At 43.7% G+C, this 25,825-nt stretch carries 14 protein-coding genes and 2 pseudogenes; 6 read left to right on the top strand and 10 right to left on the bottom strand.

The features are described 5' to 3' along the window. Positions 1 to 22 precede the first annotated feature (22 nt). Positions 23 to 3,883 carry a TIM-barrel domain-containing protein gene (locus tag BN161_RS12660; protein WP_044266761.1) on the top strand — a complete coding sequence of 1,287 codons (3,861 nt, stop codon included), beginning with the start codon at positions 23 to 25 and terminating at the stop codon, positions 3,881 to 3,883. Between the two features lie 101 nt (positions 3,884 to 3,984). Continuing rightward, the gene (locus tag BN161_RS12655) at positions 3,985 to 5,526 is read left to right on the top strand and encodes a Gfo/Idh/MocA family protein (RefSeq protein WP_044266692.1); all 1,542 of its coding nucleotides are present in this window, start codon (positions 3,985 to 3,987) and stop codon (positions 5,524 to 5,526) included. Positions 5,527 to 5,639: 113 nt separating this feature from the next. Here BN161_RS12655 and BN161_RS12650 read toward each other — a convergent pair. The 4 genes and pseudogenes from BN161_RS12650 to BN161_RS12635 form a co-directional block, all read right to left on the bottom strand. After that, positions 5,640 to 6,603, bottom strand: a pseudogene (locus tag BN161_RS12650) (ABC transporter permease). Beyond that, positions 6,603 to 7,079 (bottom strand): annotated as a pseudogene (locus BN161_RS12645) (ABC transporter permease); the annotation flags it as partial. The pseudogenes BN161_RS12650 and BN161_RS12645, both read right to left, overlap by 1 nt. Before the next feature lie 154 nt (positions 7,080 to 7,233). Continuing rightward, complete coding sequence (locus tag BN161_RS12640; protein WP_044266691.1) at positions 7,234 to 11,226, bottom strand: hybrid sensor histidine kinase/response regulator transcription factor; 3,993 nt, start codon at positions 11,224 to 11,226, stop codon at positions 7,234 to 7,236. 1,399 nt (positions 11,227 to 12,625) lie between these two features. Beyond that, complete coding sequence (locus tag BN161_RS12635; protein ID WP_044266688.1) at positions 12,626 to 12,898, bottom strand: HU family DNA-binding protein; 273 nt, start codon at positions 12,896 to 12,898, stop codon at positions 12,626 to 12,628. A 502-nt stretch (positions 12,899 to 13,400) separates the two neighbouring features. Between BN161_RS12635 and BN161_RS12630 the strand changes: the two genes are divergently transcribed. The 3 genes from BN161_RS12630 to BN161_RS12620 all read left to right on the top strand — a co-directional run bounded on the left by BN161_RS12630 (position 13,401) and on the right by BN161_RS12620 (position 17,211). After that, positions 13,401 to 13,673, top strand: a complete 273-nt coding sequence (locus tag BN161_RS12630; protein ID WP_044266686.1) for a hypothetical protein — start codon at positions 13,401 to 13,403, stop codon at positions 13,671 to 13,673. Positions 13,674 to 13,801: 128 nt separating this feature from the next. After that, on the top strand, positions 13,802 to 15,838 hold the full coding sequence (locus tag BN161_RS12625) for a sensor histidine kinase (RefSeq protein ID WP_074435137.1): 2,037 nt from the start codon (positions 13,802 to 13,804) through the stop codon (positions 15,836 to 15,838). A gap of 71 nt (positions 15,839 to 15,909) precedes the next feature. Further along, on the top strand, positions 15,910 to 17,211 hold the full coding sequence (locus BN161_RS12620; RefSeq protein WP_044266684.1) for a DUF3440 domain-containing protein: 1,302 nt from the start codon (positions 15,910 to 15,912) through the stop codon (positions 17,209 to 17,211). Positions 17,212 to 17,438: 227 nt separating this feature from the next. Here the strand turns inward: BN161_RS12620 and BN161_RS12615 are convergent, their stop codons facing one another. From BN161_RS12615 to BN161_RS12600, 5 genes are all read right to left on the bottom strand, one after another. Beyond that, positions 17,439 to 17,852, bottom strand: coding sequence for a hypothetical protein (locus BN161_RS12615; protein ID WP_044266681.1), 414 nt, complete (start codon positions 17,850 to 17,852; stop codon positions 17,439 to 17,441). A gap of 31 nt (positions 17,853 to 17,883) precedes the next feature. Then, entirely contained in the window at positions 17,884 to 20,454 is a 2,571-nt protein-coding gene (locus BN161_RS12610) for a mechanosensitive ion channel family protein (RefSeq protein ID WP_044266677.1), read from the bottom strand. 199 nt (positions 20,455 to 20,653) lie between these two features. Next, positions 20,654 to 20,788 carry a hypothetical protein gene (locus BN161_RS30815; protein WP_262483909.1) on the bottom strand — a complete coding sequence of 45 codons (135 nt, stop codon included), beginning with the start codon at positions 20,786 to 20,788 and terminating at the stop codon, positions 20,654 to 20,656. A 28-nt stretch (positions 20,789 to 20,816) separates the two neighbouring features. Next, positions 20,817 to 21,464: an outer membrane beta-barrel protein gene (locus BN161_RS12605; protein ID WP_125910809.1), complete on the bottom strand. Its 648-nt coding sequence runs from the start codon at positions 21,462 to 21,464 to the stop codon at positions 20,817 to 20,819. 65 nt (positions 21,465 to 21,529) lie between these two features. Beyond that, positions 21,530 to 22,237 carry a M15 family metallopeptidase gene (locus BN161_RS12600; RefSeq protein ID WP_044266675.1) on the bottom strand — a complete coding sequence of 236 codons (708 nt, stop codon included), beginning with the start codon at positions 22,235 to 22,237 and terminating at the stop codon, positions 21,530 to 21,532. A gap of 446 nt (positions 22,238 to 22,683) precedes the next feature. Here BN161_RS12600 and BN161_RS12590 point away from each other — a divergent pair, with 446 nt between their 5' ends. Further along, complete coding sequence (locus tag BN161_RS12590; RefSeq protein ID WP_125910808.1) at positions 22,684 to 24,645, top strand: tetratricopeptide repeat protein; 1,962 nt, start codon at positions 22,684 to 22,686, stop codon at positions 24,643 to 24,645. A gap of 121 nt (positions 24,646 to 24,766) precedes the next feature. Here BN161_RS12590 and BN161_RS12585 read toward each other — a convergent pair whose 3' ends face one another. After that, entirely contained in the window at positions 24,767 to 25,525 is a 759-nt protein-coding gene (locus BN161_RS12585) for a helix-turn-helix domain-containing protein (RefSeq protein WP_167332529.1), read from the bottom strand. Positions 25,526 to 25,825: the final 300 nt, after the last annotated feature.

Raw genomic sequence — 25,825 nt, 5'->3', positions numbered from 1 at the left:
AATTAATATCCAATATATGAATATGAAATCTAATAGTGTAAGCGCATTTCTGAGTAAAAGGGTGTTGTGGGTTAGCGTTCTCTCCCTCTCTTTCTCTATGTCAGAGATGTATGCAGAGAACCCTGCCTATAATACTGTAGGTGTCCATAATCAGATTGGTGTTGTTAAATCGGTCCAGGCAATCAATCCTACCACTGTTGAAGTGGTATTTGCCAATGATGAGAGAATGTCTTTGGATTTCTTCGGTGAGAATATATTCAGAGCATTCCAAGACAATGGAGGTGGAATAATCAGAAACCCTGAGGCAATGCCACCGGCCGAGATACTTGTTCAGTCTCCGCGTAGACAAGTCGGTAATATTGCTATAGACAGCAAGAAAGACCGGACAAAGATTTCTACAAAGGCCATTGAAATAAGCATCGATAACAATACTGGTTTGATGAGTGTTGTGAATCTTAAGACAGGAAAGAGAGTTCTTGAAACTCTGCAACCTGCCGAGTTCCAGGAGGACAGAGTCTCTTTAACCCTGAAGGAAACGCCGGATGAATATTTCTACGGCGGAGGTGTGCAGAACGGCCGCTTCTCGCACAAGGGCAAGTCCATCTCTATCGAAAACCAGAATAGCTGGACGGATGGCGGTGTGGCCTCTCCTAATCCATTTTATTGGTCAACGAACGGTTACGGAATCTTGTGGCATACTTTCAAGAGAGGGGTCTATGACTTCGGGCATGAGGAAAAAGGCATTGTGAAACTATTCCACCAGACCGATTATCTAGATATCTTCGTCATGGTAAATGAAGGTGCCGTACCTTTGCTGAATGATTACTATCAACTGACGGGTAATCCAGTATTGATGCCGAAATTCGGTTTCTATCAGGGGCATCTGAATGCCTATAACCGTGACTATTGGAAAGAAGATGAGAGCGGCATCTTGTTTGAGGATGATAAACGCTATAAGGAGAGCCAGAAGGACAATGGCGGCATCAGAGAGTCGCTGAACGGTGAAAAGAACAATTACCAGTTCTCGGCGCGTGCGGTGATAGACCGTTACAGAAATCACGATATGCCTTTGGGCTGGTTATTGCCCAACGATGGTTATGGAGCCGGCTACGGCCAGACGGAGACGCTGGATGGCAATATCTGCAACCTGAAGGAACTGACGGACTATGCCCATAAGAACGGAGTGGAAATAGGGCTGTGGACACAGTCGGATTTGCATCCCAAAGAGGGTATCAGTGCTTTGTTGCAACGTGATATCGTCAAGGAAGTGCGCGATGCGGGTGTGCGTGTCCTGAAAACGGATGTTGCTTGGGTAGGTGCCGGATATTCTTTCGGACTGAACGGCATCACGGACGTGGCGAAAATCATGACATACTATGGCAATGATGCCCGCCCTTTCATCATCTCTTTGGATGGTTGGGCTGGCACGCAGCGCTATGCCGGCATCTGGTCGGGCGACCAGACGGGAGGGGCATGGGAATATATCCGTTTCCACATCCCTACTTATATAGGTTCGGGGTTGTCGGGAAATCCCAATATTTGTTCGGATATGGACGGTATTTTCGGAGGGAAGAATCCGGTGGTGAACACTCGTGATTTCCAGTGGAAGGCCTTTACGCCTATGCAGTTGAATATGGACGGGTGGGGTGCCAACGAGAAATATCCCCATGCTCTTGGTGAACCGGCCACTTCCATCAACCGCTGGTATCTGAAGTTGAAGTCGGAAATCATGCCATACACCTACAGCATTGCCAGGAAATCTGTGGATGGGCTGCCTATGATGCGTGCTATGTTCCTCGAATATCCCGATGCTTATACATTCGGTAAGTCTACGCAGTATCAGTTCCTTTATGGCCCGTATTTCCTTGTGGCTCCTGTTTATCAGGCAACCCGGGCAGACGAACGCGGAAATGATATTCGTAACGGTATCTATCTGCCTGCCGGTGAGTGGGTGGATTATTTTTCCGGTGAAATCTATCAGGGTGGACGCATCATCAACAACTATGCGGCACCGCTTTGGAAATTACCCGTATTCGTGAAGAACGGAGCCATTATCCCCATGACGTCCCCCAATAACAACGTCAACGAAACAGCCAAGAATCTGCGTATATACGAGCTCTATCCATACGGACAGAGTGCATTTACCGAATATGATGATGACGGAACGACGGAAGAATACCGTTCGGGCAAGGGTGTAAGTACCCTGATTGAATCTGTTGTCGGTGAGAAAGGAGATGTTACAGTCTCTGTTCATCCGACGCAAGGCGACTTCAACGGTTTTGTCAAAGAGAAAGTAACCGAATTCAGAATCAACGTAACCGAGAAACCGGGAAAAGTTCAGGCAACCGTTGGAAAGAACAAAGTGAAGCTTGTGGAAGCAAGCGGCATGGATGAGTTTCTCCGGAAAGAGAATGTCTATTTCTATGATGCCAAGCCTAACTTGAACAAGTTTGCCACCAAAGGCGGCGAGTTCGAGAAAGAGGTGATTATGAAGAATCCCCAAATGCTTGTCAAGTTGGCGGCTACCGACATCACAGCCAATCGGATTACTTTGAAGATAAGTGGTTTTGTTTTTGCTCCGGTCGATAATTATAGAGTGACTTCCGGTCTGTTGCTTGCCCCGAAAGCGCAGGTTACTGAAGAGAATATAACTGCTTATACTTTGAAGCCTACTTGGAATAAGGTGGACAATGCCGACTATTATGAAATAGAGTTTGATGGCATGAACTATAGTACTATCAAGGATACGGAACTATTGTTCGAGGGGCTGAATGTAGAAACTGCTTACGATTTCAAGATACGTGCGGTGAACAAAGAAGGACAGTCTGACTGGGCTGCATTCAGTGCTAAAACCAAGAAAGACCCTCTGGAATTCGCCATACATGGAATCGTGGGTGAGACGACTGCCGCCAATCAGGGCCGTTCACTCCGTCGCCTGTTCGACTTTGAAGAAGGAGAATTGTGGCATACCCAATACAATGAAAAAGCTGTACCGTTCGATTTGATAATGGATTTGAAATCTATCTGTCAAGTAGAAAAATTCCATTATCTGCCACGTGAGAATGCCGGTAATGGAACTATCTTGAAGGGGACGGTTTACTGTAGCATGGACAAGGAGAACTGGGTTGAAGCGGGAGCATTCGACTGGAAGCGCGATAACGAAGTGAAGATATTCAAGTTTGCTCAGGCATCTACAGCCCGTTATATCAAGATGAGCATTACCGAAGCTGTAGGCAACTATGGTTCGGGGCAAGAGATTTATGTATTCAGAGTTCCGGAAACAGAAATCTATCTGCCGGGTGATATCAACAACGATAAGTTGGTCGATGAAAATGACCTGACTTCTTACACGAACTATACTGGTCTGCGCCGGGGAGATGCCGATTTTGAAGGGTACATTAGCAACGGAGACCTGAATCGCAACGGACTGATAGATGCTTACGACATTTCGGTGGTAGCAACACAACTTGAGGGTGGAGCCGATGGCATCAGGAGTGAAAAGGCAGAAGGGAGCATCAGCGTCAGCACGCCTAAGCGTACTTATGTCAAAGATGAGGTCGTCGAGGTATTGGTGAAAGGTACGGGACTGCGTTCTGTAAATGCGATCAGCTTTGCTTTGCCTTACAATCCGGCTGATTATGAGTTTGTTGGTGTACATCCCTTGGGCATAGAGGGGATGGAGAACCTGACAAATGACAGACTCCATACCAATGGCGTCAAGTCTTTGTATCCTACGTTTGTGAATATTGGAGAACGTGAAGCGCTTGAAGGTGACAGCGACCTGTTTGTCATCAGGCTTAAAGCCAGGTGGAACGTGAAATTTGATCTGAAAGTGACCGACGGCTTCTTGGTGGATAAATTGTTAGGTGTACATAAGTTCTAAAAAATAAAGCCGTTTATTCGCTCCGTATATATGGCTTGTGTACCTTTACGGAGTAAATGGGTACACACTATAATTAATTTTAATTTTAAATTAGCAAAACAATGAAGAAAATTGGACTCTTGGTGTTGGGTGTATGCTTCGCTTTTGGCGCATGTTCAACACAAACCGCCACTACTGTGCAGACAACGGAAAAAGGCACACAGTGGGAGTGGAAAAACGGTACGATTGTCGTGCGGACTCCTGAACGTCCTGCCGGACAGAAAAGTGTATTGGGACTGGCTACTCCGAAAATGGAAGTAGTGCGTGTGGGCTTTGTAGGCTTGGGTATGCGCGGACCGGGTGCGGTAGCGCGTTTCACTTATATTCCCGGCACGCAGGTGGTTGCCCTCTGTGATTATGAACCGTCACGTGCGGAGGGATGCCAGAAGATTCTGGAGAAGGCTTCTATGCCCAAGGCTGCCGTTTATTCCGGTGCTACAGGTTACGAGGAACTTTGCAAACGTGATGATATAGACTTGGTTTATATTGCTGCCGACTGGCTTCATCATTTTCCCGTTGCCAAGTGTGCTTTGGAGAATGGCAAGCATGTGGCGATAGAAGTTCCTTCGGCCATGAACCTGCAGGAATGCTGGGACTTGATTAACTTGAGTGAATCTACCCGCAAGCATTGCTTCATCTTGGAGAACTGCTGTTATGACTGGTTTGAGATGAATACCTTGAATATGGCTCAGCAAGGAGTTTTCGGTGAGGTTATCCGTGCTCAGGGCGCTTACATCCACAACTTGGAGCCTTTTTGGGACTATTATTGGAAGAAAGGTGAGGATGACAAGCTGGGCTGGCGTTTGGACTATAACATGAAGCATCGCGGTGATGTATATGCCACTCACGGTCTTGGCCCTGTGGCACAGGCACTTGATATCCATCGCGGAGACCGTCTGATTACATTGGTAGCTATGGATACGAAGTCCGTAGTTGGCAAGGCATTGGTAGAGGAACGTACTGATTCAACTTGCAACAACTTCCGTAACGGTGACCACACCACTACTTTATTGCGTACTGCTAATGGAAAAGTGATTGAGATCCAGCACAATGTAATGACCGCTCAACCTTATAACCGTCTGTATCAGCTTACGGGTACCAAGGGATTCGCTAATAAATATCCGGTGGAAGGATATGCGCTTGACGCTGACCAGTTGAGTGCATCGGGCGTTCAACCCAAGGTAGATGACTTGAATTCACACGGTTTCCTGCCGGAAGCAGAGATGGAAGCGCTTGTAGAGAAGTACCAGCATCCCATCTTGAAGAAGTACGGTGAAATGGCCAAGGAAGTAGGCGGTCATGGAGGCATGGACTTCGTGATGGACAGCCGTCTGGTATATTGCCTGCAGAACGGTCTTCCTTTGGATATGGATGTATACGACCTTGCTGAGTGGTGCTGCCTTGCAGAATTGGGAGAACTTTCCATGGACAACGGTTGTGCAGCTGTGGCATTCCCCGATTTCACCCGTGGTGAATGGAATGTGGTGAAAGGCTACAAGCATGCTTATGCAAGTCCGGAAGAGGAAGCCGCTTCAATGGAAAAGGCGAAGGCGTTTACCGCTAAACTGAAGGAGCAGGGAGCGAAGGAGTGGGCTGAAAAGTAATAACAGCATACCGAACTATAAAAAAACAGCAGGCGATATGCCTGCTGCTTTTTTATAGTTCGTAAAGGGAATCTTTTGTGCTAAACATTTATTCTATGAAACGCTACAACGTGTTATTTATTCTTGTACTCTTTATATTTCTCAATCACATGCTTCCTGCTCTGGATAATCTGCCAGCGATATACCCAGCAAGTAGTCAGGAAGTAGATGCCTGCCTGTATCCATAATGCACGGTATTCAAAGACTATTGAGTGTAGCTCCTATGCTATTGATGCGTACGTAGCCATTGATGCCGAAAGTGGACGGGAAGATATAAGAGAAGTATCTCCAGAAATCCGGCATGGCGGCTCCCGGCCAGGAAACACCTGAAAGAAACAATAAAGGCACGGATGTGAAGACGAATATTAACATGCAGGTTTCACGGTTGCGTATGGCAATCGAAGCTGTCATGGCAAAGAAAATACATGCTGCCAGATAAGGCAACATAAAGAGGGTCAGTACACCCGGTTGAGCTCTCTGGATGAGACTGAACAGACGTGGCACTACACAGAGCACGTATACGGATACAAGTGCATACACCATGAAGTAACTTAAACCTTTACCCAGTACGATACGTAATGTGCCGTTGTAGTGGCGGTTGATAGGAACCAAATCTTTGAAACGATTCTGTTCGCGGGCTGTTCCGGCAGAAAGTCCGATACCCAGTAGTAAGGTTTACTGAATAATCAGTATCAATACCGCAGGTATCAGGAAAGCCGCAAAACCGTTTGCAGGGTTGAATAAGGTAACATCTTCATATCTTATCGGATAGGCGGTAATCTCATCCTGGCGGTTGGTGGTATTACCGGCACGTTGCATTTTGATGTCTGCATTCATATCCACTACCACAGCGGGTACTTCCCGTATGGTTTCATTGGTATAAATGAAAGCGTAAATCAATGGATACACCAACGGGACAAGCACAAAGAAGATGAGCACACCCTGATCGCGAAAGGTCGTGCGGAATTCCCGTATCCAGATATAGAATAGGTCGTGGATACCTTGTACTACTTTCTGTTTGAACGTCAGATGTTTCATTAGGGCACGTATTTATAATAAATCAACGCTTCTTTGAGCCGGTGTACGACAAAGAAAGGAAGCATCATAAAAATAAGTAACGCCACATAGTTTATCCACGAATAAATCATCGGATAACCGTTCAGGGCCTGATTACATAGATCAGGAAATAGTGACGCAGCGGGAACAGATTGGCTAATCCTTGCAGAACCGGATGCATTGCCATCGCAGGGAATGATAATCCGCACATAGAGAATGAAAGCACTCCCCATAAGGATGCAAAACTCACTCCCAGACGCAGGGTAGGCAATGTACCTATCATCAGTACACCCATCCCCTTGCGAAGCCATTCGCGTATGGTACGGTCTTTTATTTCCACACCGATGGAATAAACCGATAAATATAAGCAGCATCAATACCCCCGGTGCAAATGTGTTGCACAGATATACGGAGTAATTCAGCCACGGATTGTTCAGCGGATGTGTATCGATGACGATGGACTTCGGCATACAATTACTGAAGTCCTTTTTACTATAACCTGTTTTTCCTTAAGATTTCTTTCCTTAGGCGGATTTATATAAAAACTACTTACCCACATATTAAACTAGCCAGGTAGAAGTTTCTGTAAGGAATAAATAGCAAAGCCTAATCTTACACTGTATCCGACGACTCTCCACTGGCATATTGACTTGGAGCAACCTTGTAGTATTTCTTGAATACCTCGCGGAAATATTTCGGGTCGTTGAATCCCGTCCGTTCGGCCACTTCGGTTATATTGTAGACTCCATCTTTTAACATGCGTGCCGCGTGTTTAAGACGTATCAGACGGACATATTCCGAAGGGGCCTGCCCTGTTAGCGCTTTAATCTTATTATAAAAACTGGTACGGCTCATACATAAAGAGGCACTTAATGTATTTATATTATATTCCGTCTCCTGCAAGTTCTTCTCAATATCCGCATTGACCTCTTTGATGAACTTCCAATCCAGAGGGCCCAATTCACCTGTCATTTCCACAAAGGATTCATCCTTTTCCAACTCACTAAGACTCCCGTATTTTGCTCTGAGAGTAGCACGGGCAGCCAGTGTGTTAGCAATAATTGTACGCAGGATTTCCAGATTAAAAGGTTTGGTAATATATTCGTCAGCCCCTGTTTGAAGTCCTTTCAGAATATTCTTTTCGTCATTCAGTGCGGTAAGTAATAGTACGGGAATGTGTGAAGTTTCTATATCACTTTTAATGGCCGAACACAGTTCATTGCCTCCCATCTCCGGCATCATTACATCAGATAAGATGAGGTGTGGTTGATAAATTTTGATTATATATAATGCTTCTTTCCCATTGATGCAAGTCTGCACCTGATAAAGATCAGAGAGAGTACGTTTCAAGTAATGGCGCAACTCATCATTATCTTCCACTATCAGTAACCGGTAACGGTCTTCGTCGGTTCGAAGCATTTCTTCCTCAGGAAGAGGGAACGTTTCTTCTTGACCGGAAACAGCACCTATATTGGATCCAATTTCATTTGAAACGAAGTTTGCATTTTTGAGATGCCTTTTACCTTTTGGGAAGCCTATCCGCACCGTAGTGCCCACTCCTTCCGTACTTTCCCAGTTAATATATCCCTGATGCATATTTACCAGTTTTTTTACCAGCATCAATCCGATGCCACTTCCTACAAGTTTTGAATTGACAGCATTAGTAGCCCTGAAGAAGTAACGGAACAATTTATGCTGCTCATTCCCCGGAATACCAATACCCGTATCACTCACCTCTACAGTCCATGACTGAATGGTTTCCCCAACCGAAACAGTGACACTTCCTCCGGCATGGGTGTATTTGATGGCATTTGATATAAGATTCTTCAAGATAGAGTCCATTTTATCCCGGTCAAACCATACATGCAGATCTTTGAGATTCCGTTTATACCGCAGTTCCACTTCTTTCACAGCCGCATAGGCACGGAAAGCCTCAATTGTTTCTGCCATGAATGCATCTAAATCATATTCCGCTACATAAAGCTCGGAAGCATACATGTTTATCCTTTCCAAGTTGATGAGATTAGTAGTCATCCGGAAAAGTGAATTAGTATTTCTCAGTGCCGTTTGCAAGTTCAGTTTTGCGTCCCGGCTTAATGATTCCTTGGAATCAATATCTTCCAGCGGAGCTTTGATCAGTGTGATAGGAGTCCGTAAATCATGTGCCGTATTGATAAAGAAACGTACTTTTTCTTCAGACAACTTACGCTGTTTCTTTAAAGACAAGAAATGCATGATTATTGCACATCCGGATATGAACAGCAGTATATATAGTCCGACTGCCCACCAGCTTAACCATATCGGCTTTTCTATTATAATATCTATGGAACGTTCTTCGAGTATCAATCCACTGTCTTCGTTAGAAATCGCCCGGACGCGCAACTTATAGTCACCGGAATATAGATTGGTAAAACTAATAATGCCTTGACGGTCAGGCTGGCTCCACTCATCATAAAAACCTTCCAACTTCCATGAATAAAGAATGTTGGAGGGATAATCGTAATTAATAGAAGATATACCCAGCGAGAACGTGTTCTGAGAACTTTTTAGCCTCAAGACCTTTATACTGTCTATATCATTGGTAAGCGGTGATTCCTCCGTGGAGGGATTCACACTCTGATAAAGAATCCTTAAGTCGTGGAATACCATACGGGACGTTTTTCGTTCCGGAATATTAATCTTTCGATTAAATTCCACAGCTCCGTTAGAACTGCCGAAGACCAAGTTCCCGTTCTTCCTTATAACACCTGCTTGCGGATTGAAATTACTAGGCATAAGTCCTTGGTCTTTTGTCCAGTTGTGAAATATCTGTTTAGAGGGAATAAAGGCGCTAAGCCCTTTTTCGGTACTCATCATTACAATGTCATTCATGCTGAATAATACGCTGTAGACATTATTTGATATCAAAGAACTGTTTGCTGTATCGTAATGGCTAAATTTGTTTTCCTTACTATCATAAACCAACAATCCGGAACCATTAGTGGCAATATACAGTTTGCCATCAGCATCTTGATTCAATGCATTGACATAATTGGCTTTTACAGGTAGCTCAAGTCCCTTGAAATTTCCGGTCTGCTTGTCCAGCAAGAAAACGCCAACTGCCGTACCTACCCATATATGTCGTGCATCCTTCTCTGCCAATGCCGTGATAAAATTCAATCCCCTATATAGCCTGACATTCTGCAGTGTACTATCAAAACATTTCAGATTGTAATAACCGCCCGACCAGATATTGCCTTTTGAGTCTTTAATAATCTCGCAGATATATTTGTCCGGGCGTACTTTGTCTGACTCCATTTCAGAAATATCCAATAATTTTACAGATAGATTATGCTTGTCTATCTGTAGAATATCCGAACCATATCCTGCCGCCCAGATGATGCCTGGTTTCACCTCACATAAGGCTATAAAAATCTGATCCTTTTTGTAAGCAGCAGGGTTTGTTATAGGAGAGAAAAAAGTATGCCATTTTCCTGTATGCCGGGAATATAAGCTGATCCCATCTCCGGTTCCATACCACAGGTCCTCTTGGCTGTCTTCCATAATGACATTCACTTTATTGTTCACTAAGGATTGCGGATTATCTTCTATATTCCGCATCCAATTATAATTGCTGTAACGACGGTCACATAAAGTAACACCAAAAGGAAAATCTGCCATCCAGATACGCTTTTCATGGTCAATGTAAATATCAGGAACCGTGTTGCTTTTTAAACCTGCATAATCCTTATGACCGGAAACAATAAAAGGGATAGCTTTATAAGTAATCTTGTTCATGCAGAAAACACCTGCACCTTCCGTAGCCAGCAACAATGAGTTTTCTTCAAAAGGACATATACGGAGAATACTTATTTCTTCCATTCCCGGAGCTCCCCGTAAAGTGGTTTTTGTATTCATATCGTAGATATATATTCCTTGTTGGAAAGTGCCAATGAACAGTTTACGTAAGACTTTATCGAAATACATGCTATTAACCTCTATATTCAGGTTGTCGAGTTTGTCGCAGGGGAGGAGGGTCATTTCCCGATTTCTCAATCGAGCATGGTGTACCCCTTTCTCGGTACCTATAAAATAACGGTCGGGGGCTATCTGTATAATGCCTTTTATACTTTCATTCAAACGGTTTTCCAATCTTTCTACAGTTCGGGAATTGGTGTCGTACAGATAAATGTAACGGTCATTGCATAACCATATAACCTCATTCAAGTCAATGAAACTATGAGTGACAAGTATGGGTACAGAAGTGTTTTCTTCTGGAATCTTATACAACAGACGAAACATATCACTTCTTATATCATAACAATATACGCGACCTTTGCGTCCGGTTTCCCACAACCGACCTTCATTGTCCAAATGCAGCCAATTCAGATTGATCAGTGAACTCAACTCTTCATTCCCATCCATCAAATGATAGGTTTTGATATTCTTCCCGTCATAGCGGTCTATGCCACTATGAGTAAGAAACCACATATATCCTTTAGAATCCTTACTTATGGCATATACACGTCGGTGGCTCAGGCCTTCCTCTACTCCGATATACTTGTAAATCTGGGCATGGCAGAATAGAGGAAACAGCAGTCCTAAAAAATATATAATCTTTTTCATATAGAAATAAGGATATTTGGTTTAGTGATATTATATATCGCTAATTAAGTTAATTTACAAAAATAATATTTTTAACGCAAAATAACAATAAATATTCCACCTTTCTTCCCAGCTTTTGGCACGAAGCTTATCCTAATTTATTGTAGGATAAATGCCTAAAGCTAATATGACTGACTACACTATTCTTATTATTGTAAGAAGGAACGGGCTATCACAGTCCGTCCCTTTCTTTATCCTCATACATTGAGGAGAAACTACTTCACACAGTATAAGAACTCTATCTAAAAATAAGAAATAACACCACAAAACGATAGAACAATAAAATATGAATACAAATCTAAGAGATCACAGACTCATTTTTCCTATATATAGATAGAGTTTTTATATTATCAAACCTTTAAAATTCCGAAAGGACGGACTGTCACAGTTCATCCTTCCGACCAGCACATTAAAAAAGCCTCTATAAATAGAATAAACTTTTTATTTATTTGCTTTATCAAGTGGATAAGCTTCACAACTAACCCATCTTATATATGGAGGTTAGGACTCCCCCATTTATTAACTAAACAATAATTTCTACTTTCTTATAATGCCTCTTACTTAACTATGATTATTGTTCAATAAATTATACAGAAGATAAAAATGCCACTGCATCGTAAAGCTAAATGCAATATCAACGTGTCACAAACTATCTTCTTATTCTGACGTTTCCAACTGAAAAATCTCAAGTTTACAGAAGGGCCTCTATACCCTCAATAGCAGATGATTCCACCATATCTGTAGACTTTTGAACTAACCAGTCTTAGCTAATGCAAAAATAGCGATTAGCTGATATTGGAAGGTATCTATTTAGGTAAAATAAGTACTAATAAATTGCAGCTCATCAATATGTACAATATTATCCAACTGATTGTAAATATAGGCATCGAAGATGTAAGCAGTTAAAGTAGAAAAGCTTCTAAAAAAAGAGCCATTATTTGCAAACCGTATCCCCCAAAGACCTATCTTTGTCCAAGATGGCAGGATGAATCATACCGTCAAGCAATTTTAATATGAGTACATCCTGCAATAAAAATATAACCAATATGCATTATTATGGAACAGAAGTGTAAAAATTGCTCATTAAGAGCCAAGTATGAAAAGAAGCCGAGGTCGTTGCCCGGACGTTTCTGGCGCTGGCACATTAATTTTTGCCCAGGATGGAAGGGTTATTTCAATTCATTGACAGCAGAAGAACAGACTCTTCTTAGAGAAAAGTATAATCTTACTAAATATTGATTATAACCGTTAAGGTGAAGCGTCTATTAGCGGAAACATAAGTAACCCCTGAATCTCCACTTAAAAAGTTCGGACTCAGAGGTGCATTCTTACTAATTATTAAAGCTATTAACAAACAAAGCTATTTTATCATTTTCACAAAAGATTCAGCCGGTTTAAAAGCAGGAATATTATGGGCAGGAATGATCATACTTGTATTTTGAGATATATTTCTACCCATTTTCTCCGCACGACGTTTGATGATAAAACTGCCGAAACCACGCAGGAACACTTCATCACCACCAGCCATTGCTTCCTTTATGGAACTCATCATCGCTTCCACAACTTGTGATACCGCCTCTTGGTCGATACCCGTTTTCTGGACTATTTCTTTTATAACATCCGCTTTTGTCATAGGTTATATATTATTAGTTTCTAGTTAATTAGAAGACAAAGGTAATAATAAAACCGCAAATTAATCCGATAACAGGACAACTATTTTACAAACACTTTTATTTCCCGCAAATACTCTTTTATTGTTAGAATGTCCGTTAGAGCATCCGCTAAGTATGCTATACGTAATAGATATCTTATTTTACTGTGGTAGAGATGCAATTTCCTATAATAAAAATTATACCCGTTTAGGTACAAGATTTACCCGAATTGTACCAACTATTGACCTGATACAATGTTTTTATTATCGAACAACCAAAAGAGGGTTGTCCGAATGGAAGCGTTATCTACAAGTTGTACAAAACAGTCAATTCTGAAACAACCGTTTCAAAGATAGTATCTGAAACAATTAGATATAACTTTGAGGAATTCAGACTTGGCAGTCAGTAAAACGGAAAGAGGTGTTCTGCGCTTCTGTCATTAGCAACAAGCTTCGGAACATCGAGCAAACAAACACTTTTAACATGAAACAACAACTGTTGGCCGGAAATTTATCAGCCTTGTTGGCTTTGACATTTATGAGCCAGCCATTACCAACATGTACCCTCATCCCGAAGAGTCGTGGGCTTTCCGAGATAGACCTTAAAAAACGGTACAAAGAAATAAATGATGTACCAGGCATCCGGCAAGGTGAGAAAGTCATTGAGGCAAGAGTATCCGGAAGGACTTTATCATTCCTGCTGCGGGATGGCTTTTGTGTGGCCGGATATTGCTTTGATGACAAGGATGATTTTTAATCAAGGCTAAAGATGGGTGGGGGCCAATGGATGTGTTCATCCAATAGCCCCCACTCATTTTGTTCACAAATAATATTTATAACCGAAAAAAGACTTATATTTGCATGACAATATAATTGCATATTTTAATGGAAAAACATGCCAAAGAACTTAGGCTATTATTGCTTGTAGCACTCTTAGTTTTTTGTTATTCAAACACACTGAAAGCATCTTCATCTTCAGAAAGGACAAGTAATCCGGTCGATGGAGAAATTCTGATTGTAACATCTTATACGTCAGATACCAAATATATATACGACGGGATCAACAATTTTATAGAAACCTATAATAACTTAGGAGGAACATTGCCGGTTGTAGTTGAAAATATGAACGTATTCAATCTGAAAGGTATGTTCTACTGGCCCCAACGGCTGTATGAAATCCGCTGCAAACATCCACAAGCAAAACTGATGTTACTTTTAGGCGGAGAGGCATGGACTGCCTATCTGAGTAAGGAATATGAAACCAAAGACCATACGGACTTGCCTGTGATATGTTCACGCGCTTCACGACATGGAGTCATGCTGCCTCCAAATGACTCTATTGACCTAAAAACTTTTTCTCCACACAGTATAGATTTGATTGACAGGATGCGCAGGCGTACCAATGTGGCAGCTTGCTATGCATACCAATATGATATGGACAAAACGGTAGAATTAATCAAACGTCTATACCCCCAAACCAATCATATAGCTTTTCTATCAGACAATACCTATAACGGACTTATCCAGTGGGCATTGGTCAATGATTATATGCAGGCATCTCCCGAACTGGAAGTTACTATGATTGACGGGCGCAAGTTGTCCCTTGACCAAGCGGTAGATACCCTAAAGGAAATACCTGCCAACACGGCCATCCTGGTAGGCATCTGGCGCATTGACAGCAATGACATGGCTTATATTAATAATTCCGTTTATGCGTTTACCCATGTCGTTCCCTCAGTTCCGGCTTTCAGCCTTACATCCAGTAGTATTGGCTATTGGTCTGTCGGCGGCTATGTTCCTTTATACGATGACTTGGCAGGACGTGTCGGGAAAAAAGCGTATGAGATAATACACTCCGGACATCAGGTAAAACCGGAGTATTATGTATTGCCGATGCATTATCTCTTCGATTACAATAAATTGGAGGAGCTTAAAGTTAGTGCAAATGAACTTCCGGAACATTCGGATTTCTTAAATCGTCCCCTAAGCTTCTTTGAAGTCTATTCAATAGAGTTGAAAATATTGTTGTTTGTCGTCATATCCTTGCTGTTAGGCACTATTGTTTCATTTTCATTTTATATAAAGACAAAGAAGCTGAAAAACAATTTACTGGAGAGTAACCGTCAACTGATGGAAGACAAACACTTATTACAAGCCTCCGAGTCAAAACTACGGCAGTCCGAGGCAGAGTTGCGTATCGCAAAAGACAATGCGGAAGAGGCGAGAAAACGGGCAGAGGATGCAAACCAGATGAAAAGTGCATTTGTTGCAAACATGAGTCACGAGATACGCACGCCATTAAATGCAATTGTTGGTTTTTCATGCGTATTGGTCGATATGTATGCGGGTGAAGATAAGGAACAGCAAGAATTTGTTAATATTATCCGTAAGAATTCAGACGCACTGTTACGTCTGGTTGATGATGTATTGGATGTTGCCCGTCTGGAGTCGGAACATCCTTCTTTTTATATGGAGGATTGTGATGTGATAGCACTTGGCCGCGGGGTTGTGGATTCCTTGAGACTGGCTCCTGCGGCACAACAGCTGATGGTTTCGTTTGAGTCGGAATATGATAGCTGCATGGTATATACCGACTCACAAAGGTTACAACAGATCTTGAAAAATCTATTGTATAACTCGTTCAAGTTCACTTCCGAAGGTGGACGGGTGACACTGTCTGTTGAGAAGGATGATGAGCATGGCATGCTGGTTTTCTCCGTAACCGATACCGGATGTGGTATTCCCCAGGGTATGCACGAACGCATTTTTGAACGCTTTACGAAAGTTGATGATTTCGTACAAGGGACGGGGCTCGGGCTGACTATTTGCAGAATGGTAATACGCCATCTGGGTGGCGATATTTGGGTGGATCCCGATTATAATAATGGTGCACGGCTGATTTTCACACATCCCATGAAATAGACCAATACATGTGTATTCATGTCAGGATAGCCCCACATCTGAATGATTTAATTGAATAATAGAAAACGGTTATGGGTACTCAAAGAGAAGAGAATGTTTATGAATTAGTGCAAAAGAGGTTGGAATTTATCTTCCGTGAATTTGACCATATCTATATATCTTTTTCCGGCGGGAAAGACAGTGGCGTGCTATTGAACTTGTGCATTGACTATATCCGCAAGCATAATCTGCCGATTCGGTTAGGCGTGTTTCACATGGATTACGAAATACAATACAGCATGACAATAGACTATGTGGAACGTACGTTCAACGAGAACCGCGATATCCTTGATGTATATAGGATATGCGTACCTTTCAGGGTAACCACTTGTACATCAATGTATCAGAACTATTGGCGTCCATGGGATGAGGGCAAGAAAGAGGCTTGGGTGCGTCCGATGCCGAAGGATGCGATGACCCTGCATGACTTTTCTTTCTACAACAGCCGGATGTGGGATTATGATTTCCAGACAGAATTCTCGCGTTGGCTGCACAAGCAAAAGCAGGCGACACGCACATGCTGCTTGGTAGGCATACGCACCCAAGAGAGTTATAACCGATGGCGTACCATCTACAGGGGTGCAAACAGACATTATAAGGATTATGAATGGAGTACGATGATTGATGAGGACGTTTATAACTTCTATCCGATTTACGACTGGAAAACTACGGACATCTGGGTAGCAAACGGAAAATTCGGATGGGATTACAACCGCTTGTACGACCTCTACTATCAGGCAGGCGTAAGCCTTGACCGCCAGCGTGTGGCAAGTCCTTTCATCAGCGAGGCCATAGAGAGCCTTTCACTATACAAAGTCATTGACCCCGCTATGTGGGGGCGGATGATTGGGAGAGTGAACGGAGTGAACTTCAGTGGAATCTACGGAAACACGCAGGCCATGGGGAGACAAAAAATCACCCTTCCCGAAGGATATACCTGGAAGTCGTTCATGGAATTCCTGCTGTCCACTTTGCCGGAACGGATCCGCCGGAAGTATGAGAAAAAGCTGGAGACCAGTATCAGGTTCTGGAAGAACAAAGGAGGCTGCCTTAGCGAAGAGGTGATACAGAAACTAAGAGAGCGCAATATCCCGATACGCGTGGCCGACAATACAAACTATAAGACGGCCAAAAAGCCGGTCATGATGGATTACTTGGATGACATTGATATTCCGGAGTTCCGTGAGATTCCTACTTATAAACGAATGTGCATTTGCATCCTGCGTAACGACCACACCTGCAAATATATGGGGTTCGCATTGACAAAGGAGGAAACGGAAATAAGAAACGACGTTATGCAGCAATATCGCAACATTCAGGGTCGCGATTCATGATGGAATCTTCTCCTCCCTATGTTGCCGCCTTGTTTACTATTTTGCTCATCATCGCCCGCTGTCCCGAAAGACCGCTACAGGCATCTGTAGAGGGGGTGCTGACTTGGCCTTGCCGAGGTAGCTACCTTTAGGGTGTCGAGGTAGCTACCAAGTGGTGGTCGAGGTAGCTACCTTGACATCGACTTGGTAGCTGCCTTTTTGAGGGAGAGGCGGTTTGTACTATTTTATTATTTCTTTTCTTCTATGGGTTTCTTGCATTTCCGGTATCGGCAGCGTATATTCAACCGCTCTTTTAAGAATTCCTTGAGTTCGATGATAAATGCATCCGATTCTTCAGAAGGCATACAGGCATTGAACATATAAACAACATGTATCATGCACCTGAACTGTCTGTCTGTGGAATAACGGGCTGTCCGATATTTCGCCATTTTTCCGGGGGCGCTGTTCTGCAACTCAATCCGTTCTGTCTCAATATCAAGCAGGTAAATATCGATATGAGGTTCCAGATGCAGTACTCCTGTCCCATATTTATCAATAATGGTAAGTACAGCCATATGCAAAGCAAGGTGCATCTCGGGCCTAAGACGGTTCAGGTTACGCAGATAACCGAAATCTGTTTTCTTGGGTGGCATTTTTATCATTTAGGCTTGATTTATTTGCTATTGCAATCCATTACCGGGGTGTTTCTGTCACTTTCCGGATATAGATGTCCTGTTGTGGGAACGGTATTTCAATATGATTCTCATTCAGTGTATTGTAAATCACCTCATTTACACGGCTGACAAAACCAACTTTCTCTTCCACCAATACCCAGAAAGTTATCAGTAAATTAACACTATTGTCTCCAAAATCACTGATTACTACCTTGACGCCTTGCCGGGTACTGACAATCTGCTTTCCCTCTGCATTGACACCCGTCAGCGGTTCGATGGCAGCTATGAGCAAGCGACGAACTTCTTCTACCTTAGTTCCATAAGCCACGCCAATCGGTACCTTTACCAGCTCGTAGCTATGATTACGGGTGAGATTCTTGAAATTCTTGTTGAAAAGCGAAGTATTCAGGAAGGCAATGATGCTGCCGTCCCAGGTAACGACTTGCGTACTTTGGTAAGTGATGCTCTCCACTTTGCCCAAGATGCCGTCACATTCGATGTAGTCGCCTACGCGGACACGTCCGGTCATCAGTGAGATGCCATAGAAGAAGTTCTCCAGCAAGTCTTTCATGGCGAAACCAAGACCCGTTGCCAGGCCTGCCGTTACCAATGAGATGCCGCTCTTGGGGACTTGCAGCAATACCAATGCGAAGATAAAATAAATTCCCCACACAGAAATGGCGATTACATTACGTGCCAACGTCAGATTGTAATTTTGTTCTCTGGTCTGCTTACGCTTATAGAATTTGTAGAAGGCTCCGGCCGCATAATTCAGATACCGGAAAAAGAACCAGCAAGCGGTAACCAAACTGATCTTGAAGAGAGAAAGCTGAATGACACCTTTCTGATCGACGAAATTATAGAAGAAAATTTCGCGGCAGACGGCTGTCATATCGAATACGCCGGCAGCCCAATAGATGCTTGCCAGGACGGAAAGAACGGCGAGTATGGGCATCATTGCCCGGTTGATGAAATCATAGAGCCATGTCTTATGGATGAATTCACCTCCATGCAGTGAGTTTTGCCAATACAGCCTCCCTTTGCTCCGGGCGGCCGTGCCATGAACGGCGAGTATTTGCTTTACCATGTAATGCGCTTCGAACATCTTCATCAAATCGTAACAACAAGTAATGGTCTGTATGGCTGCCAACTGGAATATCCACCAGATCATAATCTGGACGGCCAACAATACGTAACCGCACCACGATACCACACTGGCGGCAATCATCACAGCCAATGAAACGCCGGAGTAAACCATATCGCTGTTGGGCAGCTGTGTCTTGCGTCGCTTCAGCACTATATATTGCCACAAAGTGAACATCAACAGTACCGGAGGATAAATCAGATTGACCACATTATTAGGTATCAGTATGATACGGAAGGCAATCACCAAAAATGCCATCCATAGGAAAGGGGCATAAACCCTCAACCCGCCTTTGAGTTGCCGCCCTTTCAGACGGACCAGCAGTGAAAGCAGGATAGCCGCCAGCAACCACGCGAAATTTATCAGCAGTCCGCAAGCCATCAAGACGAAATTCTGCTTCACGGAAACCTTTGCTATCATAACAGATATTGCAAAGATAGCTACGCCGACTGTCAGCATCAGCAAAGGACGTTTAGCCTTGAATGCCTCTGAGGAGCGCAGTCGTTTGGGTAATAGCCAACGCAGGATGATGTTGCTCAGCAAGGTGGCGATGAAGATATAGAACAGGGTGAAGATGGAGACACTGAACACAATCGGCCCGCGCCATTCGGAAGCTCCCGAAGCTCCGGACTTCAGAGGCAGATATTTGTCGCTTACATCCTTCTTTGCCAGCAGATAGTTGGTGCGGATTTTACGAATCATAGTGATATAGTTGTTGCCACCGTTTACAAAGATATTTTGTTGCAGAGCTTCGTAACGTGTCATGGCGTAATCGTTCAGTTCCTTCAATTTCTGGGATACCTGGTTGTAATGTTCACTGTCCTTCAGAATAGCATTTTGCAAATGTATAAGATTGTCGCGGATGGTCCGGGCATACGTGAGGCACAATTCGCGGTCAGCCTTCTGCTGGTCATCCAGCAGGAAAGGATGTACATCTTCTTTCTGCGCCTGAGCCTGCCGACGCAAACTATCGGGAATGGCAAGCAACAGACTATCTACCGCATGGGCAGGGTGGGGAGGTTGTTCTTTCTTGCCAACGGCAGGAGGCAGTTCTTCCAACGATTTTATCAATCCGTTGTAACGTGCCACCTCTTCCATAATGCGGCTTTTAATTTTATCGTAAGGCAGATTAGTGGCGCGAAGTGTCTTGTATTGTTCTGTGGCTTCCTGACAAGCATAAGCGAGGTCGAAGGTGAAGTCCGTCTTCTGCGAGTAGAGCATAAGCGCTATCTGGTCGCTCCGCTGCATGAATTGTATCAACTGGGCGTGCTGTGCCTGATTCATCTGCTCGTACCGCAGAATATTTACCTTTTGTTCTTCATAGGTACGTTCCAACTCTGCTTTCAGCACTCCCAGGGTGCGAGCAAGATCCTTCTCCTTCAAAACAGCCTGCATAGGCAGAACTATCCAAAGAAACAGAAGGAATAATATTCCTATTTTCTTCATATTCGTGTGATAAATGTGTATACGCCTGCAAGCCAGCCTTGAGGTATATTATTTTTAGTGTACGAAGGTAGGGAATCAATAGCGGATAGAATATTCACATTCGGGCAAAAAATATATGTATTAAGGCAAGGATTGCAAATATTAAAAAAGAAAGAAGCCGGCTGAACATTTCTATATTCAAATAATTGAAACATCTATCTCAATTGGCAGGAATAGGAAAGGGACGGACTTTAACAGTCCATCCCTCTCTGGGCAGAGGTTCGGGTAAAAAGCCGGAAATCATTGCATTAAAGAACAATGTGGTCATACCCAATACGGCTATCGCCACCAGCATAATGTTTTTGAGATATTTGTTCTTTTTTTTAGAATCTGTAACCGATGGAAACGGAAGTGGTGCCAAGTTTGGACTTGCTGCCTTCTATCTTCGTCATTCCATTGAAGGTTTCTCCGTAGGTTACGCCTGCAAAAACATGCTTGTAGGCAAGGTTGATACCCGCATGCCAGCCTGCCTGAAAGCGGTTGCTGTCATCGATGTTGCTATCATCCGAATCCTTGAAGATGTCCAGTGTCTCGCCGCTCTGATTGTCTTTTATCTCTCCCTTGAAGTGGTAGAGCAAGTCGAATCCTGCATACGGAGCCACGGAAAATCCTGACTGGCCGATGGCAAACTGGTATCCGATGCTCAAAGGCACCTTGAAGGTGTAGAGGTTCATTTCCGTATCACCCAGTTTTACACCTGCTACTTCGAGGGTTTCTTCCACGTTTGCATACTCGAATGCACCGCCTACTTCCACATAGAGGGGAGCTTTTTCGGTGAGGCCGAACATACGGTTGTAGCCTACGGAGAACCCGCCTAAAGAGGAGTCGATATTGCCTTTAAGCTTTACATCATTGTATTGTACATACACATTGTTCACACCGTAAGTGAACATATCCGAACTTTGTGCAAACGCACCGGCGGTTCCAAGCGTTATCAACGCTGCAACCATTAACGATTTGATTGTCTTCATGTTTTGAATTGTTTTTAGTTATAATGAATATTAGAGAATCTTACTCCTGTTTTTATCAGTATCTGTCATTCCACCGGTTTCAGCTTTTGGCGTGCCTCTTCGGGTGTCATCAGGTTGAAATGCCACCATTCCGATTCGAAAACCAACAGTCCGACCTCCGTCATGACCCGGCGCAGTAACAAGCGGTTCTCCAACTCTCGTTTCGTGATGCGCCCCTCTTCCAGAAGCTGCTGTTCGATATTGGTACGGGCTTCATCGCCGAAATAGTCATACTCCGACCCCATCGGTAGCGGATGCCCCGTGCAGTCCATCAGCGTAAGGTCCACCGCAGCTCCGTAGTTGTGCATTCCCTGTCCCACGGTAGGGTCGGCCACGAAGTCACGCATATCGGTGTCTTTCACCATGTTCCACATATCGTGCTGAATGCTGAGGGGACGTGCGGCATCATATACGATGAAGTTCAGGTCCGGGCGGATGGACTTCAATAATTTACGTGCATGCGAGAGTTTCTTTGCCAGTTCGGGCAGCATGAAAGCCTTGTTCAGCCCGTTATATAACCGGCATCCCATGAAGTTATAAGGAGTGGCATAAACCAAGTGTACGGCTATGGCGGAATCGACTTCTGCAATGTCTACCAATCCCATCTCCCTCATACGCGACTCAATGGCGGTTTCTTTTTCTGCCGCTGCCGGGGAGTTGAAACTGCAACTGATGAAAGACAAACATAGTAAAACTGACGCTAATGCGAACCTGACTTTCCGAGATATTTCCATAAATATTTTCTTGATATTGCTTGTTTTGTGATCGAAAGCTACGAATAGCTCCTGACATCGCAAAAAAGGACTTGTCTACAAAACAATCTACATTTCAATACATCTTATAAATCAAAAAGTTACAAATGGAGAAAGACAAGGGATATTTCATTTTGTCCCTTCTTTTCTCCTTGTTTCCGCCTTTTCCCTTTGCAAAAACCGATGCGGATAAATTGAACGCGCATGCTGCAAAGCCGTCTAAAAGGATATATATTGGGGACTTATTTAGAAAAAGCAGAATGATTATCCGCATAAATACCACAGGCTGATAAATTATCATTTAATAGTAAAATTACGGATAATCATTAAAAATATTCTCAGATCCTTTTTGCATGGAATTTAATAGTTAAATTTGCCGCCGCACTCTTAAGGGGAGATAATTTAACATCAGACATCTTGATAATATTATGATAAGGCAGATTCTATACATCCTCGCTCTGTTATGTTTGCCACTCGGCACCGCTTGCATTCTCTCTTCTTGTAACAGGCAGGTCCGACCTTCCTCTTTACAGACTACCCATGCCGATTCTTTAGTGGAACATTGCAAGGCACAATATGCTCATGCCCGTTCCTTGCAGCGTGACCGGCAGTATGACGAGGCTATCAAAGCCTTCAAAGCCTGCCTGACATTCGACTCAGAGCAACACAACGTTCAAGACAGCCTGCAACCCATCGTGACAGAGGCCATGCTGCAATTGATGAACACTTATCAAAGCAAGGGAGCCCCCGAAGCCTGCGTGGAATACTTCAGCAGTTTGCAGGACTCTTCTACAGCACTTGTCCGCAAGTATTGCAAACGCGACCTTTATTCGTTGCTGGCCTACTCGCTTTCACGTACCGACCGGATAGACGAAAGTGAGAAAATAATGGAAAAGGCACTGGATTTGCCGCTTTACCGTTCCACACCCGAAAGGCTTTTCCGTGATTATGCTTATGCCGCCGCCGTGTTTTTCAGCAATCCGGGCAAGCAAGAACAGGTCATCGACTGGTGCAAACAGGCAATGGCACAGGCCGAACTCTGTGAAAACGCCTCGGGAGTACAATGGCTGACCTCGTTGCTGGGCACGCTGTACAAACGTACCGGAAGATTGGAAGAGGCAATAGATCTCTTTCAGCAAAGTGTGGACGAAGCCCGGAAGAAGGGGGACTTGCTGGGGGAAGCCAATGCCTGCAACTCGCTGACGGAGCTTTATCTCTATTGGAATATCCCGGATTATGCAGATAGCTGTGCTACACTGGCTATCCTGAAAAATGCGGAGCGGGGAGAAGACAATCCGATGGTTTCTGCCCAGTCTCTCCTGCTGAAAGGCAGAGTGATGCAGAAAACGGAACATCCCGACTCGGCAGTCTATTACTGGCAAAAGGCGGAAGACCGCTGCCGGAATCTGCCTTACAACAGTGGACAGGTGGATGTGGACTGCCTGATGGGGGCTTTGATGGTAGAACGTTGTACGGGTGACTCCTTGCAACTGGGGATGGAAAGGCTGCAACGGGCAGCCGGACAAGCGACTCCTGCCAACCGCGCGAAAGCCTGTTACCAACTTACCATCGGATATCTCAAACAGCACCGGGAACAGAAAGCCGAAGCCATGCTCGACAGCATGTATCATCTGCTCCACGGCTTCGATTCGCCCGTCCGCATAGGAATAGACTACGACCTTGTGCTCAAGCACTACATAAGCAAACACGATATGCCCAATGTGGAACGCTACACCCTTGATTTGGTGGAGGAATGCAAATTCATTCACGATGAGGATGCCCATTCCAAAATGTACGAATCCATCGTGAAATTCAGGACAGAGAAGAAAGAACAACAATTGCGTCTGATTCAAATGGAGTTGGACAATAACCGATTGCACATCCGGCTTTACCTTTTCGCCTTCATAGGTACAATCACATTGCTTGTAATCATGTTCTTCTATAAGAGAAGGCTTTACCGGATGAAACAGCAACTCATGGAACAGCGCCTGTCTGCCCTCCTTGATGACTTGCAGAATGCCAAGGAGCAAAAAAACGACATGGAACAGCAATTGTCCGGATTGCTTGCAGACAAGGACGGGCGTAAAGAAGTGGAGGCCGTCACTCCGCAGTTGTTGCACGAGAAAGGCGAACCGAAGTTCCGCCAACGGTTTGAACAGTTTTATCCTTCATTCCTTCCGGTATTAAGGGCGAAAGCACCGAACATCGGACGTAAGGAGGAATTGCTCTGTATGCTGATAGTATTGGGACAGGATTCCTTCCAGATAGAACAGATTATGGGTATTGCCCACCGCAGCGTCAACATGGCCCGGTATCGCCTGCGCCAGAAGCTGGGACTGGAGAAGGATGACTCGCTGGATGACTTCATCAAGGCATTAGCAGATGCATAGACATAATCATCAAGTTCTCAATATCCCATTTCTGCATTATTGATGTGTCGTAGGACAGGTACTTATTGCGAACCATTCCTCTTATATTCAGACATACCGTCTATGGAAATATCCAATTTGATTACATTTCTCTTTCGTTCTTGGGCGTTAACGGTTGTTTGTCACCGACTTTTCCATTACGTATCTCCGTTGGAGTTCCCCCAAAATGTCTACGACAGAATGTTATGAAATGGGTAGTGGTACTAAACCTGAACTCTAACATAATCTGTTTAAACGGAATTTCCTTCTTCATCAACCTCCCCTTGAGCTGTTGAGCCATTTTCTCCTGCATCCATTTATATGGAGTCTCTCCAAAGTTCTCCTTAAATAACTCACGGAACGTTTTGATACCATATCCCAAACGTGCAGCAAGTTCCTCAGCTGTCTTGGCATGCATATAATTGCTTATCACCAATTCGGAGAAGTTCGGGTCTTGACCGATGAAAGGGTAGAAAACTTGTATACGTTCATCATCAGTATAAAAATGTTTGAAAATCAGATATATTTCCTGTGATTTCACAACATAGATATGACTACAGGATAAACCATGTTTTCTATAATGAATAAGTTCTTCTACACACTGCCTTAATTCAGGCTTAATAGCCACCTTGTCCCACGAATAATTGCCTTCCGCTTTTTTCTTCACGAGCAAGCGTATCCGATCCTCCATACATTCAAACTTTATGCCATTATATTTTAATAAGGCTACATGGGACGAGGTAACCACTGTGCCCAAGAAACTCATATTCCGGGGAAGAAAAAACATATCACCCTCTTTGAATATCTTATTTTGGAACTGCCCGAATGTCATTTTTATCTCCCCGGATAATACAAACAACATATAATTATCGTTTGTATTATGTACAAACTGGGAGCCAGGTCCCGAAAGATATATGTCTTCAAAGCCGACAGGGGAAAACGGAGTAAAGTAGATACAATCTTCTTGCTTGCGTGTGCATAACTCCACAATATTTTTTTTACAGGTCATACTCTTCATACTAATATTAAATCAAAGATACTTCCTTTATTCCATTTTATTAAAAATAATTTCTTGATTAAAAGTACATTTCAAAGGTAAACGATAAGATTTTCATGAAATGTACATATTGGGGTAAAAAAAGTACGCATAAGAGTGAGTCGG

This window comes from Bacteroides timonensis (assembly GCF_000513195.1).
GTDB lineage: Bacteria > Bacteroidota > Bacteroidia > Bacteroidales > Bacteroidaceae > Bacteroides > Bacteroides timonensis.
This window is presented reverse-complemented; position numbering and strand designations above follow the sequence as displayed.

Coding starts and splice junctions, on each gene's coding strand:
- BN161_RS12620 (WP_044266684.1), top strand. CDS start 15,910: ATGGGTACTCAAAGAGAAGAGAATGTTTATGAATTAGTGCAAAAGAGG.
- BN161_RS12630 (WP_044266686.1), top strand. CDS start 13,401: ATGAAACAACAACTGTTGGCCGGAAATTTATCAGCCTTGTTGGCTTTG.
- BN161_RS12600 (WP_044266675.1), bottom strand. CDS start 22,237: ATGGAAATATCTCGGAAAGTCAGGTTCGCATTAGCGTCAGTTTTACTA.
- BN161_RS12660 (WP_044266761.1), top strand. CDS start 23: ATGAAATCTAATAGTGTAAGCGCATTTCTGAGTAAAAGGGTGTTGTGG.
- BN161_RS12590 (WP_125910808.1), top strand. CDS start 22,684: ATGATAAGGCAGATTCTATACATCCTCGCTCTGTTATGTTTGCCACTC.
- BN161_RS12605 (WP_125910809.1), bottom strand. CDS start 21,464: ATGAAGACAATCAAATCGTTAATGGTTGCAGCGTTGATAACGCTTGGA.
- BN161_RS12655 (WP_044266692.1), top strand. CDS start 3,985: ATGAAGAAAATTGGACTCTTGGTGTTGGGTGTATGCTTCGCTTTTGGC.
- BN161_RS30815 (WP_262483909.1), bottom strand. CDS start 20,788: ATGCTGGTGGCGATAGCCGTATTGGGTATGACCACATTGTTCTTTAAT.
- BN161_RS12625 (WP_074435137.1), top strand. CDS start 13,802: ATGGAAAAACATGCCAAAGAACTTAGGCTATTATTGCTTGTAGCACTC.
- BN161_RS12615 (WP_044266681.1), bottom strand. CDS start 17,852: ATGATAAAAATGCCACCCAAGAAAACAGATTTCGGTTATCTGCGTAAC.
- BN161_RS12610 (WP_044266677.1), bottom strand. CDS start 20,454: ATGAAGAAAATAGGAATATTATTCCTTCTGTTTCTTTGGATAGTTCTG.
- BN161_RS12640 (WP_044266691.1), bottom strand. CDS start 11,226: ATGAAAAAGATTATATATTTTTTAGGACTGCTGTTTCCTCTATTCTGC.
- BN161_RS12635 (WP_044266688.1), bottom strand. CDS start 12,898: ATGACAAAAGCGGATGTTATAAAAGAAATAGTCCAGAAAACGGGTATC.
- BN161_RS12585 (WP_167332529.1), bottom strand. CDS start 25,525: ATGTTGTTTGTATTATCCGGGGAGATAAAAATGACATTCGGGCAGTTC.